This is a genomic window from Pseudomonas sp. NC02, from assembly GCF_002874965.1.
GTDB lineage: Bacteria > Pseudomonadota > Gammaproteobacteria > Pseudomonadales > Pseudomonadaceae > Aquipseudomonas.
Genome location: NZ_CP025624.1, coordinates 1,666,241 through 1,685,103 on the forward strand (window position 1 = coordinate 1,666,241; position 18,863 = coordinate 1,685,103).

Consider the following 18,863-nt stretch of genomic DNA (forward strand, 5'->3'; position numbering starts at 1 on the left):
TGCGGCAAGCAACTGTGGCGAGCGAGCTTGCTCGCTCGCCACAGGGAAGGTGTTTGCGCGGGATAGGCGCCAAGTGTCCGATGTTGTGGCAAACTTCGCGGTTATAAATGCCGGGATCGTCGAGTTGGGCTGGTGCAGCCGTGGCGCGATGGAATAAAGCGTTTCCAGTTTGAAGGCCGCTGGGCGGCATAAAACTACTTACGGTTTGGTACGACGGTACCAATACCCTTCTGCCTGAACAGATTTAGAGGAACGACCGTGCATAACGTCGTCATCAGCGGCACAGGCCTGTACACCCCGGCCAACAGCATCTCCAACGAAGAGCTGGTGCAGTCTTTCAATGCTTACGTGCAACAGTTCAACCTGGATAACGCCGCCGCCATTGAACGCGGTGACGTGGAGGCCCTGACCGAATCCAGCGCCGCCTTTATCGAGAAGGCCTCGGGCATCAAGAGCCGCTTTGTCATGGACAAGGCCGGCATTCTCGACCCGCAACGCATGGCGCCACGCCTGCCCGAGCGCTCCAACGACGAATGGTCGATCCTCTGCCAGATGGCCGTCAGTGCTGCCGAGCAAGCGTTGCAGCGTGCCGGCAAGACCGCCGCCGATATCGACGGTGTGATCGTCGCCTGTTCCAACCTGCAGCGGGCGTACCCGGCGATTGCCATCGAAGTCCAGGAAGCGCTGGGTATCCAGGGTTTTGGCTTTGACATGAACGTGGCGTGTTCCTCGGCGACCTTCGGTATCCAGAACGCCGCCAACAGCATCCAGCTGGGCCAGGCGCGGGCGATCCTGATGGTCAACCCGGAGATCTGCACCGGCCACCTGAACTTCCGCGACCGCGACAGCCATTTCATCTTTGGCGATGCGGCCACCGCCGTGATCCTGGAGCGGGCCGACCTGGCCACTTCCGAGCATCAGTTCGATGTGGTGAGCACGAAGTTGCTGACCAAGTTCTCCAACAACATCCGCAATAACTTCGGCTTCCTCAACCGCGCGGCGGAAGAGGGGATTGGTGCCCCGGACAAGCTGTTCGTGCAGGAAGGCCGCAAGGTCTTCCGTGATGTCTGCCCGATGGTCGCCGAGTTGATCGGCAAGCACCTGTCGGAAAACCAGCTGAATGTTGGCGATGTGAAGCGTTTCTGGCTGCACCAGGCCAACCTCAGCATGAATCACCTGATCGTCAAGAAACTGCTGGGCCGCGAGGCTTCTGTGGAAGAGGCGCCGGTGATCCTCGATACTTACGCCAACACCAGTTCGGCGGGTTCGGTGATTGCGTTCCACACCTACCAGGACGACTTGCCGAAGGGCGCTGTGGCTGTGCTTAGCTCGTTTGGCGCAGGGTATTCGATTGGTAGCGTGATCCTGCGCAAACGCTGATCATGTTTTGAAATCGAGGTCTTGAATGGCAGCAGCGGACGACGCGCACCTGCTTGAACGATTGCTCAAGGGTGAGCAGCGGGCCTACAAGGAGTTGGTCACCACTTACCAGAGCGCTATGCGCGCGGTGGCCTATGCCATTGTTGGCCAGCGCCATGCCGACGAGGTGGTGCAGGACGCCTGGCTCTCGGTGGTGCGCAACCTGGCGAAATTCGAGGGGCGTTCCAGCCTCAAGACCTGGCTGCTGACCATCACGGCCAACTCGGCAAAGGGCCGCTACAAGCAGAACCGCCGGGAAGTACTGCTCGATGACTTGCCGGCGCCCCATGGCACCATCGGTGATGATCGCTTTGTGCCCGACGATGGCCACTGGGCCGTCGCGCCGTTTGCCTGGCATCAGGACACTCCCGAAGCGCTGCTTACCGAAGACGAACTGCGTAATTGCCTGGAGCACACGCTGGCCAGTCTTTCCGAACTGCAAAGCAGCGTACTGCTGCTGCGTGAGCGCCAGGGGCTGGAGTTGGAGGAGATTTGTAATCTTCTGACGCTATCGCTCTCCAATGTTCGTGTGCTGTTGCATCGAGCACGGCTTAAAGTCTTCGCCACGGTGGAGCATTTTGAGGAAACCGGCGAATGTTGACCTGTAAGGAACAAGTGGCACGTTCCAGTGACTATCTCGATGGGCAACTGACCTTTCGCGAGCGCCTGCTGGTGCGCCATCACCTGATGTTCTGCCCCAACTGCCGGCGCTTTATCCGGCAGATGCGCTTGATGCAGGCGACGCTGAAGATCCTGCCCGAGCCGCCTATCGCCGATGTTGATGCGTTGGCCGAACGCCTGGCCGCCGAGCGCTCCCGCGACCAATAATATCCATCACTTTTCACACTGAAACGAAGCCCGCATCGATAAAAGATGCGGGCTTTTTTTTTGCTCAAAAAACAACCAAGATGAAAAATATTTCATTTTTCTCGGGTGTTTTTACATTTTGTATCATCTGCCATTTTCACCAGTTTTCAGAGCTGGAGCCTTGATTTCCGTAGGCTCTTGCTTATTTCGAATGGCTATTAAAAAGTTCCCGAGTAACAAAATATTGATGTTCCGGCAACCCAGCTGAAATATCCCCTCGCCAAGATCGCCCCCCAACACCAGCGGCTCTAAACCGCGTGTTTTACCAGTGCACAAGACCATCAATTAGGGGAATTCTTCGATGATCCGCAAGCACTTCGCCGGTTTCGCGGCCAGCGCCTTGGCCCTGGCCGTCACCGCCCAGGCTTTCGCCGGTACTGTCACTACTGACGGTGCCGATATCGTTGTCAAAACCAAGGGCGGCCTTGAGGTTGCAACCACCGACCAGAATTTCAGCTTCAAGCTGGGTGGTCGTTTGCAGGCCGACTACGGCACGTTTGATGGCTTTTACACCAAGAATGGCAACTCGGCTGACGCCACATACTTCCGACGTGCCTACCTCGAATTGGGCGGCACGGTGTACAAGGACTGGAAATACCAGATCAACTACGACTTTTCCCACAACTCCGGCAATGCCGATGATGGCTACTTCGACGAAGCGTCCTTCTCGTACGTAGGCTTCAAGCCAGTGGTGATCCGCGCGGGTCGTTTCGACCAGGACTTCGGCCTGGAAAAAGCCACCAGTTCCAAATGGGTGACCGCCATCGAGCGTAACCTCGGTTATGAAGTCGCCGACTGGATCAACTCCCACGAGAACGGCATGGGCCTGCAGGTCAGCGCCGTGGTGGCTGACATGGCCTACCTGTCCTCCAGCGTGTCGTCCAAGGACATCAACGACAAGGACGGCAAAGGCGTGAAGCAGTTCAACGGCCGTGCCGTGTTTGCGCCGATGCACGACAGCGGCAACGTCTTGCACCTGGGTGTGGACGTGGCGGTGCGTGACCTGAAGGACACCTCGTTCGACTCGCGGATCCGTCCTCGCCTGGACGCTCGTGGCGTTGCCACCAACGGCGGTAACGATGCCGGGGCCAACGGCAACCGTGCGACCTTCGGCGGCGGTGTAGGGCTGGACTCCGGCAACCTGACCGCGAACGACGCCTACGACACCGACACGGTGTTCGGCGGCGAATTTGCCTTCGCCCGCGGTCCGCTGTCCCTGCAGGCCGAATACCTGAACCGCAAGATGAAGGCCGACAGCAGCGCTTATCAGGACGTGAAGGCCACGGGGTTCTACGGCCAGGTGGCCTACACGCTGACCGGCGAGTCCCGGGTCTACAAACTCGACGGCGCCAAGTTCGACACCATCAAGCCGCAGAACAAGCAGTTCGGTGCGTGGGAAGTGTTCTACCGCTACGACAACATCAGCGTTGACGACAAAAACGTAGTGCGTAACAGCGCGACCCGTGAAGTGGGTGACGCCAAGGCAAGCCTGAACACCATCGGTGTCAACTGGTACGCCAACGAAGCGGTGAAGGTGTCTGCCAACTACCTCAAGGTCAGCACTGACAAGATCCAGAACGCCAATGGCGACGACAGCGGCGACGCCATCGTGGCCCGCGTGCAATACGTGTTCTAGGCAAGCTGTAATACCGCTCCAAAGCGCTATTTCTTCATCCGTCAAAGCGCTCCTCATTTGGTTTGCCCCGCCGTTTGGCGGGGCTTTTTTTTGCGCCGTGTCCTGTAGGCGCGAGCTTGCTCGCGAAGAACCCGAGATCACCGCGTTCTGTCAGAATGGTCGCGTTGTCGTTAACGATCATCGCGAGCACGCTCGCTCCTACACAAAGCCGTGACCGTCGGGGAATGGGATGCCGTTACAACGTTTGAATAACCTGTCCGAGATTGCGCCCGATGAATGGAACGCGTTGGTCCCCGTCGATCAGCCGTTTCTGCGCCATGCGTTCCTCAGTGCCCTGGAAGACAGCGCCAGCATCGGCCCGCACTCCGGCTGGCAGCCCGAGCATTTGCTGCATTATGAAGGTGGACGGCTGATTGCCGCGTTGCCCAGCTATCGCAAATGGCATTCCTATGGCGAGTACGTGTTCGACCACGGTTGGGCCGATGCCTGCGAGCGGGCGGGCATCGACTACTACCCGAAATTGCTGACGGCCGTGCCCTTCAGCCCGGTCAGCGGCCCGCGCCTGTTGGCCGCCAGCGCCGAGGACGGTTTCGAATTGCTTAAAAGCCTGCCCGGTTACCTGGAAATCGAAGGCCTTTCCAGCGCCCATATCAACTTTACCGACGCCCTCGCAGACACCGCACTGGCCCGGCAGCCGGGTTGGCTGCAACGCCTGGGCTGCCAGTTTCATTGGCAAAACCGCGGCTACCGCGACTTCCAGGACTTTCTCGACGCGCTGAGTTCGCGCAAGCGCAAACAGATGCGCAAGGAGCGCGAGCAAGTGGCGGGGCAGGGCATCGATTTCGAGTGGCTGCAAGGTCATGAGTTGAGCGAGGCGCAGTGGGATTTTGTCTACGCCTGTTACGCCAATACCTACGCCATACGCCGACAATCGCCGTACCTGACCCGGGCGTTTTTCAGTCTGCTGGCCGAGCGCATGCCCGAGGCGATTCGCGTGGTGCTGGCCAAGCAAGGCTCACGGCCGGTGGCCATGGCCTTCAGCCTGATCGGCGGCAACAGTTTTTATGGGCGTTACTGGGGCTGCCTGGCCGAGTTCGACCGGCTGCATTTCGAGACTTGCTTCTACCAAGGCATGGATTACGCGATTGCCCATGGCCTGCAGCGTTTCGACGCCGGCGCCCAGGGCGAGCACAAGTTGATTCGCGGGTTTGAGCCGGTGATCACGCACTCCTGGCATTACCTGCGACACCCGGGATTGAAGACCGCCGTGGCGGATTTCCTGGAGCGCGAAAGCGTGGGGATCCTGGCGTATGCCGAGGAGGCGAGGACAGCCCTGCCTTATCGGCAGGGCTGAACCTGTCTGGCTCAGGCGGTTTTTTCCGCGCCCAGCCATCGATAGGTAATGCCGCCGACCACTGCACCGAGGATCGGCGCCAGCCAGAACATCCACAACTGCTGGAGCGCCCAACCGCCGACAATCAGCGCCGGGCCGGTGCTGCGGGCCGGGTTGACCGAGGTGTTGGTGACCGGGATCGAGATCAGGTGGATCAGCGTCAGCGCCAGGCCAATGGCAATGGGCGCGAAGCCCGTCGGCACACGGCGGTCGGTGGCGCCGAGGATGATCAACACGAACATCGCCGTCATCACCAGCTCGCACACAAACCCCGCTGCCATCGAATAACCACCAGGCGAATGCTCGCCGTAGCCGTTGCTGGCCAGGCCCGAAGCCAGTTCGAACCCCGGCTTGCCGCTGGCTATGAAGTACAACAGTGCAGCGGCAACGACGCCGCCGATTACCTGGGACACGATGTACGCCGGTAACTCCCTGGCCGGAAATCTTCCGCCCACTACCAGCCCCACCGACACTGCAGGGTTCAGGTGACAACCGCTGATGTGCCCGATGGCAAATGCCATGGTCAGCACCGTGAGCCCGAACGCCAGGGCCACACCGAGCACACCGATCCCGACCGGGGACGATGCGGCCAGTACCGCACTGCCGCAGCCACCCAACACCAGCCAAAACGTACCCAGTCCTTCCGTAACGGAACGTTTGAACAGTGACATGAACACATCCTTAATAGATTGCTCTATCTGATTAACGGGTCTGTGATGCATCCCTGCTGCCTTAAATCAGGGCCCTCCTGGGGCCTGATTGGAGTACAGCAGGATTGTGTAGCAAGACCAGCGGGATAGAGAAAACTGTCAGAATTGTTCGGAATTGAGGTTGCAGTTAACCAACGGAATCAGTCTATTCCGACGAAGCCACCGGTCTGGTGTTGCCACAATCGCGCATACAAACCGCCGTGTGCGAGCAATTCGGCATGGCTGCCGGTCTCGGCGATCTGGCCTTTTTCCAGCACCACCAGCCTGTCCATTCTGGCAATGGTGGACAGCCGGTGGGCGATGGCGATCACTGTCTTGCCCTGCATCAGGGTTTCCAGGCTTTCCTGGATCGCCGCTTCGACTTCCGAATCCAGCGCGGAGGTGGCTTCGTCCATGATCAGGATCGGCGCGTCCTTGAGCAGTACCCGGGCGATGGCGATGCGCTGGCGTTGCCCGCCGGAGAGTTTCACCCCGCGTTCACCGACGTGGGCGTCGAGGCCGGTGCGGCCCTCGGCGTCCGACAGCAATGGGATGAACTCGTCGGCGCGGGCCTTGTGCACGGCGGCCCAAAGCTCTTCGTCGGTGGCGTCCGGCTTGCCATACAGCAAGTTGTCGCGGATCGAGCGGTGCAGCAGCGAGGTGTCCTGGGTGATCATGCCGATCTGTTCGCGCAAGGTTTCCTGGGCGACGTCGGCGATGTTCTGGCCGTCGATCAGGATACGGCCGCCTTGCAGGTCGTACAGGCGCAACAGCAGGTTGACCAGGGTGGATTTGCCCGCGCCGGACGGACCGATCAGGCCGATCTTTTCACCCGGTTTAATCGCCAGGTTCAAGCCGCTGATGATCCCGCTCTTCTTGCCGTAGTGGAAATCCACCTGATCGAACCGCACCTCGCCATGGGGCACTTCCAGGCGCGGGGCATTTTCCCGGTCGGTCACTGCCAACGGCTGGGCGATGGTTTTCAGGCCGTCCTGGACCATGCCGATGTTTTCGAAAATGCCGTTGACCACCCACATGATCCAGCCGGACATGTTGACGATACGAATCACCAGGCCGGTGGCCAGGGCGATGGCGCCCACCGAAATCAGGGATTGGGTCCACAGCCACAGGGCAAGGCCGGTGGTGGTGACAATCAGCAGGCCGTTCATGGTGGTAATCACGATGTCCATGCTGGTCACGACGCGGCTGGCCAGCTGGGTTTTCTCGGTCTGCTCGACGATCGCTTCCCTGGCGTAGTTCTGCTCGAAATTGGTATGAGCGAACAGCTTCAAGGTGGTGATGTTGGTGTAGCCGTCGACGATCCGCCCCATCAGTTTTGAGCGTGCCTCGGAGGAGATGACCGAGCGCTCCTTGACCCGTGGCACGAAGTACCGCAGGGCCAGGCTGTAGGCGACGATCCAGGTGATCAGCGGGATCATCAGGCGCCAGTCGGCTTCGGCGAACAGCACCAGGGCGCTGATGGCGTAGATCGCCACGTGCCAGATCGCGTCCACGGCGGCCACTGCGGAGTCGCGCAGGGAGTTGCCGGTTTGCATGATGCGCTGGGCAATGCGCCCGGCGAAATCGTTCTGGAAGAAGTTCAGGCTCTGTTTGAGCACATAGCTGTGGTTTTGCCAGCGGATCAGGCTGGTCATGCCGGGGCTGATGGTCTGGTGCACCAGCAGGTCATGCAGGGCGCCGAAGATCGGGCGCAACAGCAGGGCGACCACGGCCATCCAGATCAGCTCGGTGGCGTGGATCTGGAAGAAGTTGGCGGGCGGCGTGCCCTGGGCCAGGTCGATGATGCGGCTCAGGTAGCTGAACAGCGCCACTTCGATCAGCGCGCCGATCAGGCCCACCACCAGCAAGGCGGCAAAGCTTGGCCATACCTGGCGCAGGTAATAGACGTAGAAGGGTAGGACTTTGTCTGGAGGGGCCGCGCTGGGAGGTTCGCGGAAGATGTCGATCAGTTGTTCAAAACGACGATAGAGCATTAGGTCTGACGCCCGCGCGGCGGGCTCTCCTGTTCAAATGCGCGCGACGCCTTGCGGGCCCCGCGCGAAACTCCCTGTAGCCTTCAGTCGATGCGCTTGGCCGACTTGATCAGGACAGGATCGATTGGCACGTTCTGCATGCCCTGTTTGGTGGTGGTCTGCGAGTTGACGATGATGTCGACCACGTCCATGCCCTTGACCACTTTGGCGAACACCGCGTAACCGGCATCACGGCCCGGGTCGAGGAAGGCATTGTCCGCAACGTTGATGAAGAATTGGCTGGTGGCGGAGTTCGGGTCGTTGGTACGCGCCATCGACAGGGTGCCGCGCACGTTATGCAGGCCGTTGCTGGCTTCGTTCTTGATTGGTGCTTCGGTCGGCTTTTGCGACATTTGCTGGGTAAAACCACCGCCCTGCACCATGAAGCCCGGGATTACCCGGTGAAAAATGGTGTTGGTGTAGAAGCCCTTGTCGACATAGGCCAGGAAGTTCTTGGTACTGATCGGGGCCTTGACCGGGTCCAGTTCGATCTCGATGTCGCCATTGGTGGTGGTGATCAATACGTGGGGTGCCTTGGCGGGTTCGGCCGCCATCAGGTTGGCAGCGAACAGTACGGAACCGGCAAAGAAGGCGATTTTTTTCAGCATGGGTCAGTGATCCTGGGTTGTGGTTTCGACTGTCTTGAGAAAATCGAGCAGGGTGTTGTTGAAGCGTTCGGGTTGGTCCAGCGGCGTGGCATGGCGGGAATCCTCGATCACCACCAGCCGCGCATCGGGCAGCAGTTTTACATAGATTTCTTTCTGCGCCACGGGGGTGTAGTCGTGGTCGGCGCTGATGACCAGGGTTGGACAGGATATTTTCGAAAGTTGTTCCTGTACGCCCCAGCCAACAATCGCATCGAAGCTGGCGAGGTAAGCACGTTTGTCGTTTTTTGCCCAGCGTTCGGCCATCTTGCGCCGCAGTTCGGCCTGTTCGGGCTTGGGAAACAGCAGGCTGCCCAGGGCTTTGCCGATGGTGGTCAGGCTGAGGATGCGCGCCAGGCTCCAGCGCTTGGCCCACTGCCAATAGTCGCTGGCGCTGCGAACCTTGACCTGGGGCGCACTGTTGACGATGCACAGGCTCTTGAGCATTTGCGGCTCATCCACTGCCAGTTGAAAGGCGATCATGCCACCCATGGACAGGCCGACCACGTGGGCCGGCGGCAAATGCAGGTGTTCGATCAAGGCCACCAGGTCGGCGGTGAAGCCGGCGATGCTGTAGCGCTCACGGGGTTTGTCGGAGCGGCCGTGACCGCGCACATCCACCACCACCAGGCGATAGTGTTGGGACAGCACGGGCACTTGCAGTTCCCAGTCCAGGCAACTGGAGCCCAGGCCGTGGATCAGGATCAGCGGCGCGCCGTGGCCATATTCCTCGTAATGCAGGGTGCAACCTTCATGTTCGAAATAGGCCACGTGAACTCCTTGTTCAGGCTTGCTGCGGTGCGGCGAATGGCGCGTCCAATGGTGCAGTGTCGAAGGTGCGCAGCAACTCGACGAGAATCTGCGTGGCCGGGCCCAGGGGTTTGTCCTTGTTCGAGTAAAGATAGAAGGTCGGGTTGCGGCTGCCACCCCGTTCCAGGGGCAGTAGCTTGAGCAGGCCTTCCTTGAGTTCGCGTTCGATCAGGTGTCGCGGCAGCCAGGCGAAGCCCAGGCCGCTGCTGACGAAGGTGGCGGCGGTGGGCAGGCTGCCGACGGTCCAGCGCTGCTCGGCGCCGAGCCAGCCGACGTCCCGTGGCTGCTGGCGGCCGGAGTCGCGGATCACCACCTGCATGTGGCTTTCCAGATCCTGGAAGCTCAGTTCGCGGTGCAATTGATGCAGCGGATGTTCGGGGTGGGCCACGGCGACAAATTCGACGTCGCTCATTTCCGTACCGAGGTAACCGGGAATGATGAACCCGCTGATGGCGAGGTCGGCCATGCCGTCCATCAACAGCTCTTCGACGCCGGACAACACCTCTTCGCGCAAACGCACCCGGCAGCCACGGCTTTGCGGCATAAAGGCAGTGAGGGCGCGCACCAGGCGGGCGTTGGGGTAGGCCGCGTCGACCACCAGCCGCACCTCGGCTTCCCAGCCTTGTTCCATATGGTGGGCCAGGTCTTCCAGTTGGCTGGCGTTTTTCACCAGTTGCCGGGAGCGGCGCAGCAGCACTTCACCGGCTTCGGTGAGCACGGCCTTGCGCCCGTCAATGCGCAGCAGCGGCACGCCGAGCTGATCCTGCATGCGGGCCACGGTGTAGCTCACCGAGGATTGCGAGCGGTGCAGCGCTTCGGCCGCCTGGGCGAAGCCGCCATGGTCGACCACGGCTTGCAAGGTGCGCCATTGATCAAGGGTAACGCGGGGCGCTTTCAAGATGAGCTCCTCTTGTCCTAAGCTGGCGGTCCTTATTGGAGACTGCCGAATGAGAAAATTCTGTTGTGTGCTGCTGGCGTTGCTGCCGTTGAGTGCGTTTGCATTCAGTACCGATGTGGCGAAAGACATTCAGGGCGTGAAGATCGATTACAGCGCGTCAGACGTCGACAGCAATATCAGTTCGATCCAACTCACCAACTACGGCCCCAATGACGCGGAGTGCAAGGTACGCTTTACCAATGGTCCGGAAGCCCCGCGTACGCGCAAGGTCACGGTCGCGGCAGGGAAAACCACCAACACCACGGCCAATTTCAGCCGTGCCATCATCAAGATGCGTATCCAGCTGACCTGCGCACCGAAATAAGGCAAAAGCGGAGCTTGCGTACAGCAATACTCCGCTTATAAACAAATTTCTAGATGGGTTATAGCAGTTTTTTACGCTTTTTAATCGAACGGACCCTGTCTAACCTTCACTCCATCGCCTTACAGCATTCACCGATGGAGCTTACATAATCATGGCCCGTGTTCTGATCATCGAAAGCAGCGCCCGTCAGCAGGATTCAATCTCCCGCCAGATGACCCAACAATTCATCAGCCAATGGAAAGTCGCCCACCCGGCTGATCAGATCACCGTACGAGACCTCGCCATCAACCCGGTTCCGCACCTGGATGCCAATCTGTTGGGCGGCTGGATGAAACCTGCCGAGCAGCGCAGCACGGTTGAACAGGCCTCCCTGGACCGCTCCAACGAACTGACCGATGAGTTGCTGGCCGCCGATGTGTTGGTGATGGCCGCGCCGATGTACAACTTCGCGATTCCCAGCACCCTCAAAGCCTGGCTCGACCATGTGCTGCGTGCCGGTGTGACCTTCAAGTACACCGCCACCGGCCCCCAGGGCCTGCTGACCGACAAGCGCGCCTTTGTGCTGACCGCCCGCGGCGGCATTCACGCCGGTGGCAGCACCGACCACCAGGAACCGTACCTGCGTCAGGTCATGGGCTTTATCGGCATCCATGACGTCACGTTCATTCATGCCGAAGGGGTGAACCTGGGCGGTGATTTCCAGGAGAAGGGTTTGAACCAGGCCAAGGCGTTGTTGGCCCAAGTGGCATGAGATGTTAATCGTCAGATAATCGCCCGCTGTTTAGATAGCTCCACGCAACCCTTCAAGTACGCGTATCGAACCTCCCTTTGCACTTTTTGCTCCTGAGTGCTCCCGCCCGACTGACGCTTTTAGCGAGGTCGGGTTTTTTTTGCCTTGAGTTTCGTAACGCGCGGAAAACCGCTAATGTCGCGCCCATTCAAAATGAGGCGAGCATGGGCTATCTACTTGTTGTGACGCTGATCCAGGCGTTTTCCTTCAGCTTGATCGGCGAATACCTGGCCGGTCACGTCGACAGTTATTTCGCGGTGCTGGTGCGTGTACTGTTGGCCGGGCTGGTGTTTATCCCGCTGACCCGCTGGCGCTCGGTGGAGCCGGCGTTCATGCGCGGCATGCTGTTGATCGGCGCACTGCAGTTCGGCGTGACCTACGTGTGCCTGTACCTGAGCTTTCGCGTACTGACGGTGCCGGAGGTGTTGCTGTTCACCATCCTGACACCGTTGCACGTGACCTTGATCGAAGACGCCCTGAACCGCCGCTTCAACCCGTGGGCGCTGGTGGCCGCACTGGTGGCGGTGGCGGGGGCAGCGGTGATTCGCTTCGACCAGATCACCCCGAACTTCTTCATGGGCTTCCTGCTGCTGCAACTGGCCAACTTCACCTACGCCGCCGGGCAGGTGCTTTATAAGCATCTGGTGGCCCGTCATCCGAGTGATCTGCCGCATTACCGGCGCTTTGGCTACTTCTACCTCGGCGCGTTGGCGGTGGCGTTGCCGGCGTTCCTGATGTTCGGCAAGGCCAACTACCTGCCGGAAGCGCCGTTGCAGTGGGGCGTTTTGGTGTTCCTCGGTCTGGTCAGCACGGCACTGGGTATGTACTGGTGGAACAAGGGCGCGTGCATGGTCAACGGTGGCACGTTGGCGGTGATGAACAACCTGCATGTGCCGGTGGGGTTGTTGCTGAACTTGCTGATCTGGAATCAGCATGAACCGTTGGGCAGGTTGCTGCTGGGCGGTTTGGTGATTCTCGGGGCGGTGTGGATCAGCCGGCTGGGCCTGCGGTCGTCGGCGCCAATTGCGTCAGCAAAAAATCAATGAATGCGCGGGTCTTTTGCGGCACGCGTCGCGCTGACGAATAAACCGCATTGATGGTGATTGCCGGCGCCTGCCATTCGCAGAGCACCGGCACCAGGCGCCCGGCGCTCAGGGCGTCTTCGACGATAAAGTCCGGCAACAGCGCGATGCCCATCCCGGCCTCTGCCGCCTGGGCCAGCAGGTCGCCGTTGTTGGCGTGCAGAGGGCCGGTAATGTTGACTCGCTGGGTTTCCTGGCCCTTGCTCAATTGCAGGCTGACGCCGCTTTGCAGATACCCATAATTGAGGCATTGGTGGTGGCGCAGGTCTTGCGGGGTCTGCGGTGTGCCCGCGCGTGCCAGGTAGGCTGGCGCAGCCACCATGATCCGTGGCGCAGGTGCCAACTGGCGGGCGATCATCGTTGAGTCGGGCATGCTGGCGATGCGGATGGTCACGTCGAACCCGCCGCGTACCGGGTCGACCTGTTGGTCGCTGAGCACCAGTTGCAGCTCGATATGCGGATGCTGTTCATGGAACAGCGGAATCAACCGCCCCAGGCGATGCAGCCCGAACGACATCGGCGCATTGACCCGCAACACGCCCCTTAGCTCGCCGATACCATCCCGGGCCCGCTGTTCGGCTTCGTCCAGGGCGGCCAGTACCTCACGTGCTGCTTCAAAATACTCGGCCCCGGCCTCCGTCAAATGCAGGCTGCGGGTGGTGCGCTGAAGCAGTTGCACGCCTATGGATTCTTCCAGCGCCTGAATCTGTTTGCTGACTTTTGAGCGCGGTACGTCCATGGCTCGCGCGGCGGCCGCGAAGCCGTTCTCGCCGACCGTGACGACAAACGCCCGCATGCATTCGATACGGTCCATGATTGTCCCTTTTTTAGAATCAATGATTCTCGATTTTAGGTAATTGTCTCGATTTTATCCATCCCATAAAGTTACTTCCAAGCCGCCAGCCAAGCTTCACAGCGGCGCTGAACGCACCCCTAACCGAATCGAAACCATTAAAAGGAAGTCACCATGTCTATTCGCGAATTGCTCAACCCAGCCAACTCCACCCTGATCCTGATCGACCACCAGCCGCAGATGGCCTTTGGCGTGCAGTCGATCGATCGCCAGACCCTGAAGAACAACACGGTGGCGCTGGCCAAGGCGGCCAGGATCTTCAACGTGCCGACCATCCTGACCTCGGTTGAGACCAAGAGCTTCAGCGGCTACATCTGGCCGGAACTGCTGGACGTGTTCCCGGACCAGCAGCCAATTGAGCGCACTTCGATGAACTCCTGGGAAGACAAGGCGCTGGTGGCCGCGGTGAAGGCCACCGGGCGCAAGAAGCTGATCATGGCGGCCCTGTGGACCGAGGTGTGCCTGAACTTCCCGGCCCTGGAAGCCCTGGCCGAAGGCTACGAGGTGTACATCGTCACCGACGCCTCCGGCGGCACCAGCAAAGAAGCGCATGACATGTCGGTGCAACGGATGATTCAGGCAGGCGCGGTACCGGTCACCTGGCAGCAAGTGCTGTTGGAATACCAGCGTGACTGGGCTCACAAGGAAACCTACGACGCGGTGATGGGCCTGGTACAGGAGCACAGCGGCGCTTACGGCATGGGCGTGGATTACGCCTACACCATGGTTCACGGCGCGCCGCAGCGTCAGGTCAAGTAAGGTCCAACGCAAAAAAAACGGCACAACTCGGGTTGTGCCGTTTTTTGTTGTTACATCACTGCCTTTTCCGCCGGGGGCAGGTGACTGGCCCCCAGCACCGCCGGTAACATCCCCGCCCGCAAGTCACCGCCGCTCGGCTGCTGGTACAGGCTCAAACCAAATTCCGGCAGCACCGCCAGCAGGTAGTCGAAGATATCGCCCTGGATCCGCTCGTAGTCGGCCCATGCGGTGGTGCGGGTGAAGCAGTAGATCTCCAGCGGAATGCCCTGGGCGGTGGTCTGCATCTGCCGCACCATGCAGGTCATGTTCGGCTGGATCTCCGGATGGCTTTTCAGATAGGCCAGGGCATACGCGCGGAAGGTGCCGATATTGGTCATGCGTCGGCGGTTGGCGGACATCGCCGCGACATTGCCCTGGGCTTCGTTCCAGGCCTTGAGCTCGGCCTTCTTGCGGCTCATGTAGTCGGTCAGCAGGTGTACCTGGGTGAGCTTCAGCTCTTCGTCGTCGCGGATGAAACGCACGCCGCTGGCGTCGATATACAGGCTGCGCTTGATCCGCCGGCCACCGGAGGCCTGCATGCCGCGCCAGTTCTTGAACGACTCGGACATCAGGCGCCAGGTGGGAATCGAGACGATGGTCTTGTCGAAGTTCTGCACTTTGACGGTGTGCAGGGTGATGTCGACCACGTCACCGTCGGCGCCGACCTGGGGCATTTCGATCCAGTCGCCGACCCGCAGCATGTCGTTGCTGGTCAGTTGCACACTGGCGACGAACGACAGCAGGGTGTCCTTGTAGACCAACAGAATCACCGCCGACATTGCACCCAGACCGGAAAGCAGCAGCAGTGGCGAGCGGTCGATCAACGTGGCGACGATGATGATTGCGCCAAACACGAACAGCACCATCTTCGCCAACTGCACATAGCCCTTGATCGAGCGGGTGCGGGCGTGTTCGGTGCGGGCATAGATGTCCAGCAGGGCGTTGAGCAGTGCACTGATCGCCAGCACCATGAACAGAATGGTGAACGCCAGGGCGACATTGCCGATGAACAGGGTGGCGGTCTTGCTCAGGTCCGGCACCAGGTACAGGCCGAACTGGATCACCAGTGACGGCGTCATCTGTGCCAGGCGATGGAAGACTTTGTTGTGCCGCAGGTCATTGAGCCAGTGCAGCGCGGGTTGCCGGCCCAGCAGCTTGACGGCGTGCAGGATGAGGTAGCGGGCCACTCGTCCGAGCAGCAATGCCACTACCAGCAACACCATCAGCGCGAGGCTGGAATGCAGCAGCGGGTGTTCGTCGAGGGTGCCCCAAAGGTCTTTGACGTTGAGCCAGAGCTGTTTGATATCCATGGGTAAACGCGATTCTTCTGTAAGACGTGACGGGCCGATTAGAGCATTTAAGTAAGTCAAAGTTGTGGTTGTGGACAAATCCCCTGACAAAAAAGCGCCTGATTAACCCAGTTCGCGTAAAGAAACTCGGCCTCGGCGCCCGAAACCGTTACCCTATGCAGCTGTTTTTTTGTATTTCTTCGAGGTAGCACCCGTGTTTTCCCAATTCGCCCTGCACGAACGCCTGCTCAAAGCCGTGGCCGAGCTTAAATTTGTCGAGCCAACGCCTGTGCAAGCAGCGGCCATCCCGCTCGCGCTCGAAGGGCGTGACCTGCGGGTGACGGCTCAAACCGGGAGTGGCAAGACTGCCGCTTTCGTCCTGCCGATCCTTAACCGTCTGATCGGCCCGGCGAAAGTCCGTGTCAGCATCAAGACCCTGATCCTGCTGCCGACCCGCGAACTGGCCCAGCAGACCTTGAAGGAAGTGGAGCGCTTCTCGCAGTTCACTTTCATCAAGTCCGGCCTGATCACCGGCGGCGAAGACTTCAAGGTCCAGGCTGCCATGCTGCGCAAGGTGCCGGACATCCTGATCGGCACCCCGGGCCGGATGATCGAACAACTGAACGCCGGCAACCTGGACCTCAAGGAAGTCGAAGTCCTGGTGCTCGACGAAGCCGACCGCATGCTAGACATGGGCTTTGCCGACGACGTGCAGCGCCTGGTGCAAGAGTGCGTGAACCGCCAGCAGACCATGCTGTTCTCGGCCACCACCGGTGGTTCGACCCTGCGCGACATGGTCGCCAAGGTCCTGAACAACCCTGAGCACCTGCAGGTCAACAACGTCAGCGACCTGAACTCGACCACCCGTCAGCAGATCATCACTGCTGACCACAACGTGCACAAAGAGCAGATCCTAAACTGGTTGCTGGCCAACGAGACCTATCAGAAGGCTATCGTGTTCACCAACACCCGGGCCATGGCCGACCGCATCTACGGTCGCCTGGTGGCTCAGGAGTACAAGGCGTTCGTCCTGCACGGTGAGAAAGACCAGAAGGACCGCAAGCTGGCCATCGACCGCCTCAAGCAAGGCGGCGTGAAGATCCTGGTCGCCACCGACGTTGCCGCCCGCGGCCTGGACGTGGATGGCCTGGACATGGTGATCAACTTTGATATGCCCCGCAGCGGCGACGAATACGTACACCGTATCGGTCGTACCGGGCGTGCCGGCAACGATGGCCTGGCGATCTCGCTGATCTGCCATGGCGACTGGAACCTGATGTCGAGCATCGAGCGCTACTTGAAGCAGTCGTTCGAGCGCCGCACCATCAAGGAAGTCAAAGGCACCTACGGCGGGCCGAAGAAGGTCAAGGCATCGGGCAAGGCCGTTGGCGTGAAGAAGAAAAAGGTCGACGCCAAGGGCGACAAGAAGAAGGCCGGTGCCAAGTCGCCGACCAAGCGCAAGATTGCCAACCGTCCAAAGACCGACAACCTGTCGTTGGTCAGCAAGGACGGCATGGCGCCTCTGAAGCGCCGCAAGCCGGAAGCACCGGCTGCCGAGTAAAGCTTGAGCCATAAAAAAACCGGACAATGTCCGGTTTTTTTTCGCCTCAGTTTTTAGTTTTGTCGGTCGCCTCATTGAGTTCCGTGAGGCGCTGGTCGATCAGTTGGCACTTGTCGGGCAGGTCTGCGCTGGCGGTTTCCAGCTTCATGTTCTGCAGTTCTTCGTTGATCTCCTTGGCCTTCTCTGGATTCTGTTGGGTGAGCTCGGTCACCTTCTTGGCCAGTTGCTCACGTTTGGCGGTGGCTTCTTCCGGCGTGCAGGCCCAGGCGGGCAGGGCGGCAAGCAGCGTGGCGGCGACGGCCATATTCAGCAGGGTTTTCATGATTCGGACCTCCATGGCGGTAATGAACGGTTGAGGGCCGTGAGCACTGAAAAGTTCAGCGAAATCGCGTCCGTCCGCTAGGCTGAACGGACGACGGGTCCGGCATGTCACACCTTTGAAGGGCCTATTTCGTGTGCCTTCAGGAGGAATCAGGATGACGACTTACGATTGGGATTTGATCGAACGACTGCTGCATGAGGTACAGAACGGTGGCGCCAGCTTCGCCCCACGCAAATACGCCGAGGAAGAAGCGACTAAAAGGGCCGCCGCCGGAGAGCCCATCGGTAATCTCGATGAATTTAAAAAGCTCGCGGCGGATTACGAGGCGTTGTTGTTCAAGCACGGCTTTATTGAGTCGCGGTCAGAGGAAGAGTGCGGCAATGGTGAGAACTTCAAATTGACCCAGCGCGGCTCACAGTTGCTGAGCCTGATCGACAGCTGTATCCCCGGTGATAATCACCCGCGTCAGGTGCTGGACGAGCAGGCGGATGCTCTGGATCCGGCGACGTTTGATGAACTGGCTTCCAAACCACAGATTGCCTGATGACTATGGGGTGCCAGCCTTCAGGCATTTAAGGGCCTTGAAGTCGCTGCGCACCTTGTCGATCTTTTGTGTCAGCTTCTGGCGTTGTTGCACGGTGCTTTCCGCCATCAGGTCGACGATCAGGCTGCGGGCAGCGGCTTCGGTCTGGGCGTAGGCCTGGCGATATTCCGGCGTCCACAGGCTTTCGCGATTCACCAGCAGTTGCTCGATCTTCTGTGGGAAATCGCTGCTGTGGCGGTCTTTGACGGCTGCGATAAATAGTGTTTGCCAGTGGGCGCGGTTGCCAATCCATTGTTGGTTCTGCTCACCCAAGGCGATCGACCAGGCGGTGACGCGATTCTGCTGGCTGGCACTTAACGGCCCGAGCCACGCATCGAGGCGCTTGTTCATGCGCTCGGCGCGTTCCTTGATCTGCTGCTCGAGGGGCGGTTTCAGGTATTCGTCCTGACGCTTGCGCAGGTCCTTGGCGAACGCTTGCTCCATATCCTTTACTTGCTGATCGTCCAGCCCCTGCAGTAGCTCGACGGCGGACGGCGTGATCGCCCGGGCGCTCTCGGCAATAGCTTGTTTGGCTTCGGCGGTACGGGTTTGCAGGGCGGCGTCGGTCACCTGGTTGGTGTCGACCATCTGTTGCAGGCGATCGAGCCAGTCCAGGTAGCCCGGCAGCTGGGTGGTGCAATGCCAGGCCAGGTGTTCCTTGAGTGTGTCGTTGAACCAGCTCTTCTGCCCGGCGTTCATTTCCAGGTAGTCGCTGAGGGTCCAGGGGATGATCACATCCAGATTGCGATAGGCCAGGCCCACCCGATTGCAGCCGGCAAGCACCAGGCTGAGGGTCAGCAACATCACCAGAAATTTTAACCGACGCAGCATG

General features: G+C 59.9%; 21 protein-coding genes. 11 read left to right on the forward strand and 10 right to left on the reverse strand.

All coding sequences use genetic code 11. The features are described from left to right. Positions 1-258 precede the first annotated feature (258 nt). The 4 genes from C0058_RS07795 to C0058_RS07810 all read left to right on the forward strand — a co-directional run bounded on the left by C0058_RS07795 (position 259) and on the right by C0058_RS07810 (position 3,922). Positions 259-1,380 (forward strand): beta-ketoacyl-ACP synthase III, encoded by a 1,122-nt coding sequence (locus tag C0058_RS07795; protein ID WP_003210699.1) that lies wholly within the window; start codon positions 259-261, stop codon positions 1,378-1,380. A 25-nt stretch (positions 1,381-1,405) separates the two neighbouring features. Then, positions 1,406-2,020 carry an RNA polymerase sigma factor gene (locus C0058_RS07800; protein ID WP_008437987.1) on the forward strand — a complete coding sequence of 205 codons (615 nt, stop codon included), beginning with the start codon at positions 1,406-1,408 and terminating at the stop codon, positions 2,018-2,020. Next, entirely contained in the window at positions 2,014-2,247 is a 234-nt protein-coding gene (locus C0058_RS07805; RefSeq protein WP_003210701.1) for an anti-sigma factor, read from the forward strand. The genes C0058_RS07800 and C0058_RS07805 overlap by 7 nt, the downstream gene beginning before the upstream one ends. 340 nt (positions 2,248-2,587) lie before the next feature. After that, positions 2,588-3,922 (forward strand): OprO/OprP family phosphate-selective porin, encoded by a 1,335-nt coding sequence (locus C0058_RS07810; protein WP_003210703.1) that lies wholly within the window; start codon positions 2,588-2,590, stop codon positions 3,920-3,922. Positions 3,923-3,956: 34 nt separating this feature from the next. Here the strand turns inward: C0058_RS07810 and C0058_RS32990 are convergent, their stop codons facing one another. After that, complete coding sequence (locus tag C0058_RS32990; RefSeq protein WP_157222855.1) at positions 3,957-4,112, reverse strand: hypothetical protein; 156 nt, start codon at positions 4,110-4,112, stop codon at positions 3,957-3,959. Positions 4,113-4,151: 39 nt separating this feature from the next. Between C0058_RS32990 and C0058_RS07815 the strand changes: the two genes are divergently transcribed. Then, positions 4,152-5,276 (forward strand): GNAT family N-acetyltransferase, encoded by a 1,125-nt coding sequence (locus C0058_RS07815; protein WP_102368334.1) that lies wholly within the window; start codon positions 4,152-4,154, stop codon positions 5,274-5,276. Between the two features lie 11 nt (positions 5,277-5,287). Here C0058_RS07815 and aqpZ read toward each other — a convergent pair whose 3' ends face one another. From aqpZ to C0058_RS07840, 5 genes are all read right to left on the reverse strand, one after another. Further along, positions 5,288-5,986: an aquaporin Z gene (gene aqpZ, locus C0058_RS07820; RefSeq protein ID WP_008437990.1), complete on the reverse strand. Its 699-nt coding sequence runs from the start codon at positions 5,984-5,986 to the stop codon at positions 5,288-5,290. 179 nt (positions 5,987-6,165) lie between these two features. Then, positions 6,166-7,998, reverse strand: coding sequence for an ABC transporter ATP-binding protein (locus tag C0058_RS07825; protein WP_003210707.1), 1,833 nt, complete (start codon positions 7,996-7,998; stop codon positions 6,166-6,168). An 83-nt stretch (positions 7,999-8,081) separates the two neighbouring features. Further along, entirely contained in the window at positions 8,082-8,645 is a 564-nt protein-coding gene (locus tag C0058_RS07830) for a peptidylprolyl isomerase A (protein ID WP_003210708.1), read from the reverse strand. Positions 8,646-8,648: 3 nt separating this feature from the next. After that, positions 8,649-9,452 carry an alpha/beta fold hydrolase gene (locus C0058_RS07835; protein ID WP_008437992.1) on the reverse strand — a complete coding sequence of 268 codons (804 nt, stop codon included), beginning with the start codon at positions 9,450-9,452 and terminating at the stop codon, positions 8,649-8,651. Between the two features lie 13 nt (positions 9,453-9,465). Beyond that, positions 9,466-10,389: a LysR family transcriptional regulator gene (locus C0058_RS07840; RefSeq protein WP_003210710.1), complete on the reverse strand. Its 924-nt coding sequence runs from the start codon at positions 10,387-10,389 to the stop codon at positions 9,466-9,468. Between the two features lie 49 nt (positions 10,390-10,438). Here C0058_RS07840 and C0058_RS07845 point away from each other — a divergent pair, with 49 nt between their 5' ends. The 3 genes from C0058_RS07845 (at position 10,439) to C0058_RS07855 (ending at position 12,589) form a co-directional block, all read left to right on the forward strand. Beyond that, positions 10,439-10,753: a 3-phosphoglycerate kinase gene (locus C0058_RS07845; RefSeq protein WP_102368335.1), complete on the forward strand. Its 315-nt coding sequence runs from the start codon at positions 10,439-10,441 to the stop codon at positions 10,751-10,753. A gap of 151 nt (positions 10,754-10,904) precedes the next feature. Continuing rightward, complete coding sequence (locus C0058_RS07850; protein WP_008437994.1) at positions 10,905-11,504, forward strand: FMN-dependent NADH-azoreductase; 600 nt, start codon at positions 10,905-10,907, stop codon at positions 11,502-11,504. Positions 11,505-11,707: 203 nt separating this feature from the next. Next, positions 11,708-12,589, forward strand: coding sequence for a carboxylate/amino acid/amine transporter (locus tag C0058_RS07855; protein ID WP_102368336.1), 882 nt, complete (start codon positions 11,708-11,710; stop codon positions 12,587-12,589). Here C0058_RS07855 and C0058_RS07860 read toward each other — a convergent pair. Continuing rightward, entirely contained in the window at positions 12,534-13,439 is a 906-nt protein-coding gene (locus tag C0058_RS07860; protein WP_102368337.1) for a LysR family transcriptional regulator, read from the reverse strand. The genes C0058_RS07855 and C0058_RS07860 overlap by 56 nt on opposite strands. Positions 13,440-13,592: 153 nt before the next feature. On the opposite strand from C0058_RS07860, the gene C0058_RS07865 reads away from it, so the two are divergent. Then, entirely contained in the window at positions 13,593-14,237 is a 645-nt protein-coding gene (locus C0058_RS07865) for a hydrolase (RefSeq protein WP_003210715.1), read from the forward strand. A gap of 50 nt (positions 14,238-14,287) precedes the next feature. Here C0058_RS07865 and C0058_RS07870 read toward each other — a convergent pair whose 3' ends face one another. Beyond that, the gene (locus C0058_RS07870) at positions 14,288-15,586 is read right to left on the reverse strand and encodes a mechanosensitive ion channel family protein (protein WP_003210716.1); all 1,299 of its coding nucleotides are present in this window, start codon (positions 15,584-15,586) and stop codon (positions 14,288-14,290) included. A gap of 193 nt (positions 15,587-15,779) precedes the next feature. Between C0058_RS07870 and C0058_RS07875 the strand changes: the two genes are divergently transcribed. Continuing rightward, complete coding sequence (locus C0058_RS07875) at positions 15,780-17,126, forward strand: DEAD/DEAH box helicase (protein WP_063034035.1); 1,347 nt, start codon at positions 15,780-15,782, stop codon at positions 17,124-17,126. Between the two features lie 46 nt (positions 17,127-17,172). Here C0058_RS07875 and C0058_RS07880 read toward each other — a convergent pair whose 3' ends face one another. Continuing rightward, positions 17,173-17,448 (reverse strand): hypothetical protein, encoded by a 276-nt coding sequence (locus tag C0058_RS07880; RefSeq protein ID WP_102368338.1) that lies wholly within the window; start codon positions 17,446-17,448, stop codon positions 17,173-17,175. Between the two features lie 154 nt (positions 17,449-17,602). On the opposite strand from C0058_RS07880, the gene C0058_RS07885 reads away from it, so the two are divergent. Further along, entirely contained in the window at positions 17,603-17,992 is a 390-nt protein-coding gene (locus C0058_RS07885; RefSeq protein WP_003210719.1) for a hypothetical protein, read from the forward strand. A gap of 3 nt (positions 17,993-17,995) precedes the next feature. Here C0058_RS07885 and C0058_RS07890 read toward each other — a convergent pair whose 3' ends face one another. Then, a complete protein-coding gene (locus C0058_RS07890) occupies positions 17,996-18,862 on the reverse strand; it encodes a DUF6279 family lipoprotein (protein WP_102368339.1) in 867 nt (288 codons plus the stop codon). Position 18,863: the final 1 nt, after the last annotated feature.

Coding starts and splice junctions, on each gene's coding strand:
- C0058_RS07800 (WP_008437987.1), top strand. CDS start 1,406: ATGGCAGCAGCGGACGACGCGCACCTGCTTGAACGATTGCTCAAGGGT.
- C0058_RS07805 (WP_003210701.1), top strand. CDS start 2,014: ATGTTGACCTGTAAGGAACAAGTGGCACGTTCCAGTGACTATCTCGAT.
- C0058_RS07810 (WP_003210703.1), top strand. CDS start 2,588: ATGATCCGCAAGCACTTCGCCGGTTTCGCGGCCAGCGCCTTGGCCCTG.
- C0058_RS07815 (WP_102368334.1), top strand. CDS start 4,152: ATGCCGTTACAACGTTTGAATAACCTGTCCGAGATTGCGCCCGATGAA.
- aqpZ (WP_008437990.1), bottom strand. CDS start 5,986: ATGTCACTGTTCAAACGTTCCGTTACGGAAGGACTGGGTACGTTTTGG.
- C0058_RS07825 (WP_003210707.1), bottom strand. CDS start 7,998: ATGCTCTATCGTCGTTTTGAACAACTGATCGACATCTTCCGCGAACCT.
- C0058_RS07830 (WP_003210708.1), bottom strand. CDS start 8,645: ATGCTGAAAAAAATCGCCTTCTTTGCCGGTTCCGTACTGTTCGCTGCC.
- C0058_RS07845 (WP_102368335.1), top strand. CDS start 10,439: ATGAGAAAATTCTGTTGTGTGCTGCTGGCGTTGCTGCCGTTGAGTGCG.
- C0058_RS07850 (WP_008437994.1), top strand. CDS start 10,905: ATGGCCCGTGTTCTGATCATCGAAAGCAGCGCCCGTCAGCAGGATTCA.
- C0058_RS07855 (WP_102368336.1), top strand. CDS start 11,708: ATGGGCTATCTACTTGTTGTGACGCTGATCCAGGCGTTTTCCTTCAGC.
- C0058_RS07860 (WP_102368337.1), bottom strand. CDS start 13,439: ATGGACCGTATCGAATGCATGCGGGCGTTTGTCGTCACGGTCGGCGAG.
- C0058_RS07865 (WP_003210715.1), top strand. CDS start 13,593: ATGTCTATTCGCGAATTGCTCAACCCAGCCAACTCCACCCTGATCCTG.
- C0058_RS07870 (WP_003210716.1), bottom strand. CDS start 15,586: ATGGATATCAAACAGCTCTGGCTCAACGTCAAAGACCTTTGGGGCACC.
- C0058_RS07880 (WP_102368338.1), bottom strand. CDS start 17,448: ATGAAAACCCTGCTGAATATGGCCGTCGCCGCCACGCTGCTTGCCGCC.
- C0058_RS07885 (WP_003210719.1), top strand. CDS start 17,603: ATGACGACTTACGATTGGGATTTGATCGAACGACTGCTGCATGAGGTA.
- C0058_RS07890 (WP_102368339.1), bottom strand. CDS start 18,862: ATGCTGCGTCGGTTAAAATTTCTGGTGATGTTGCTGACCCTCAGCCTG.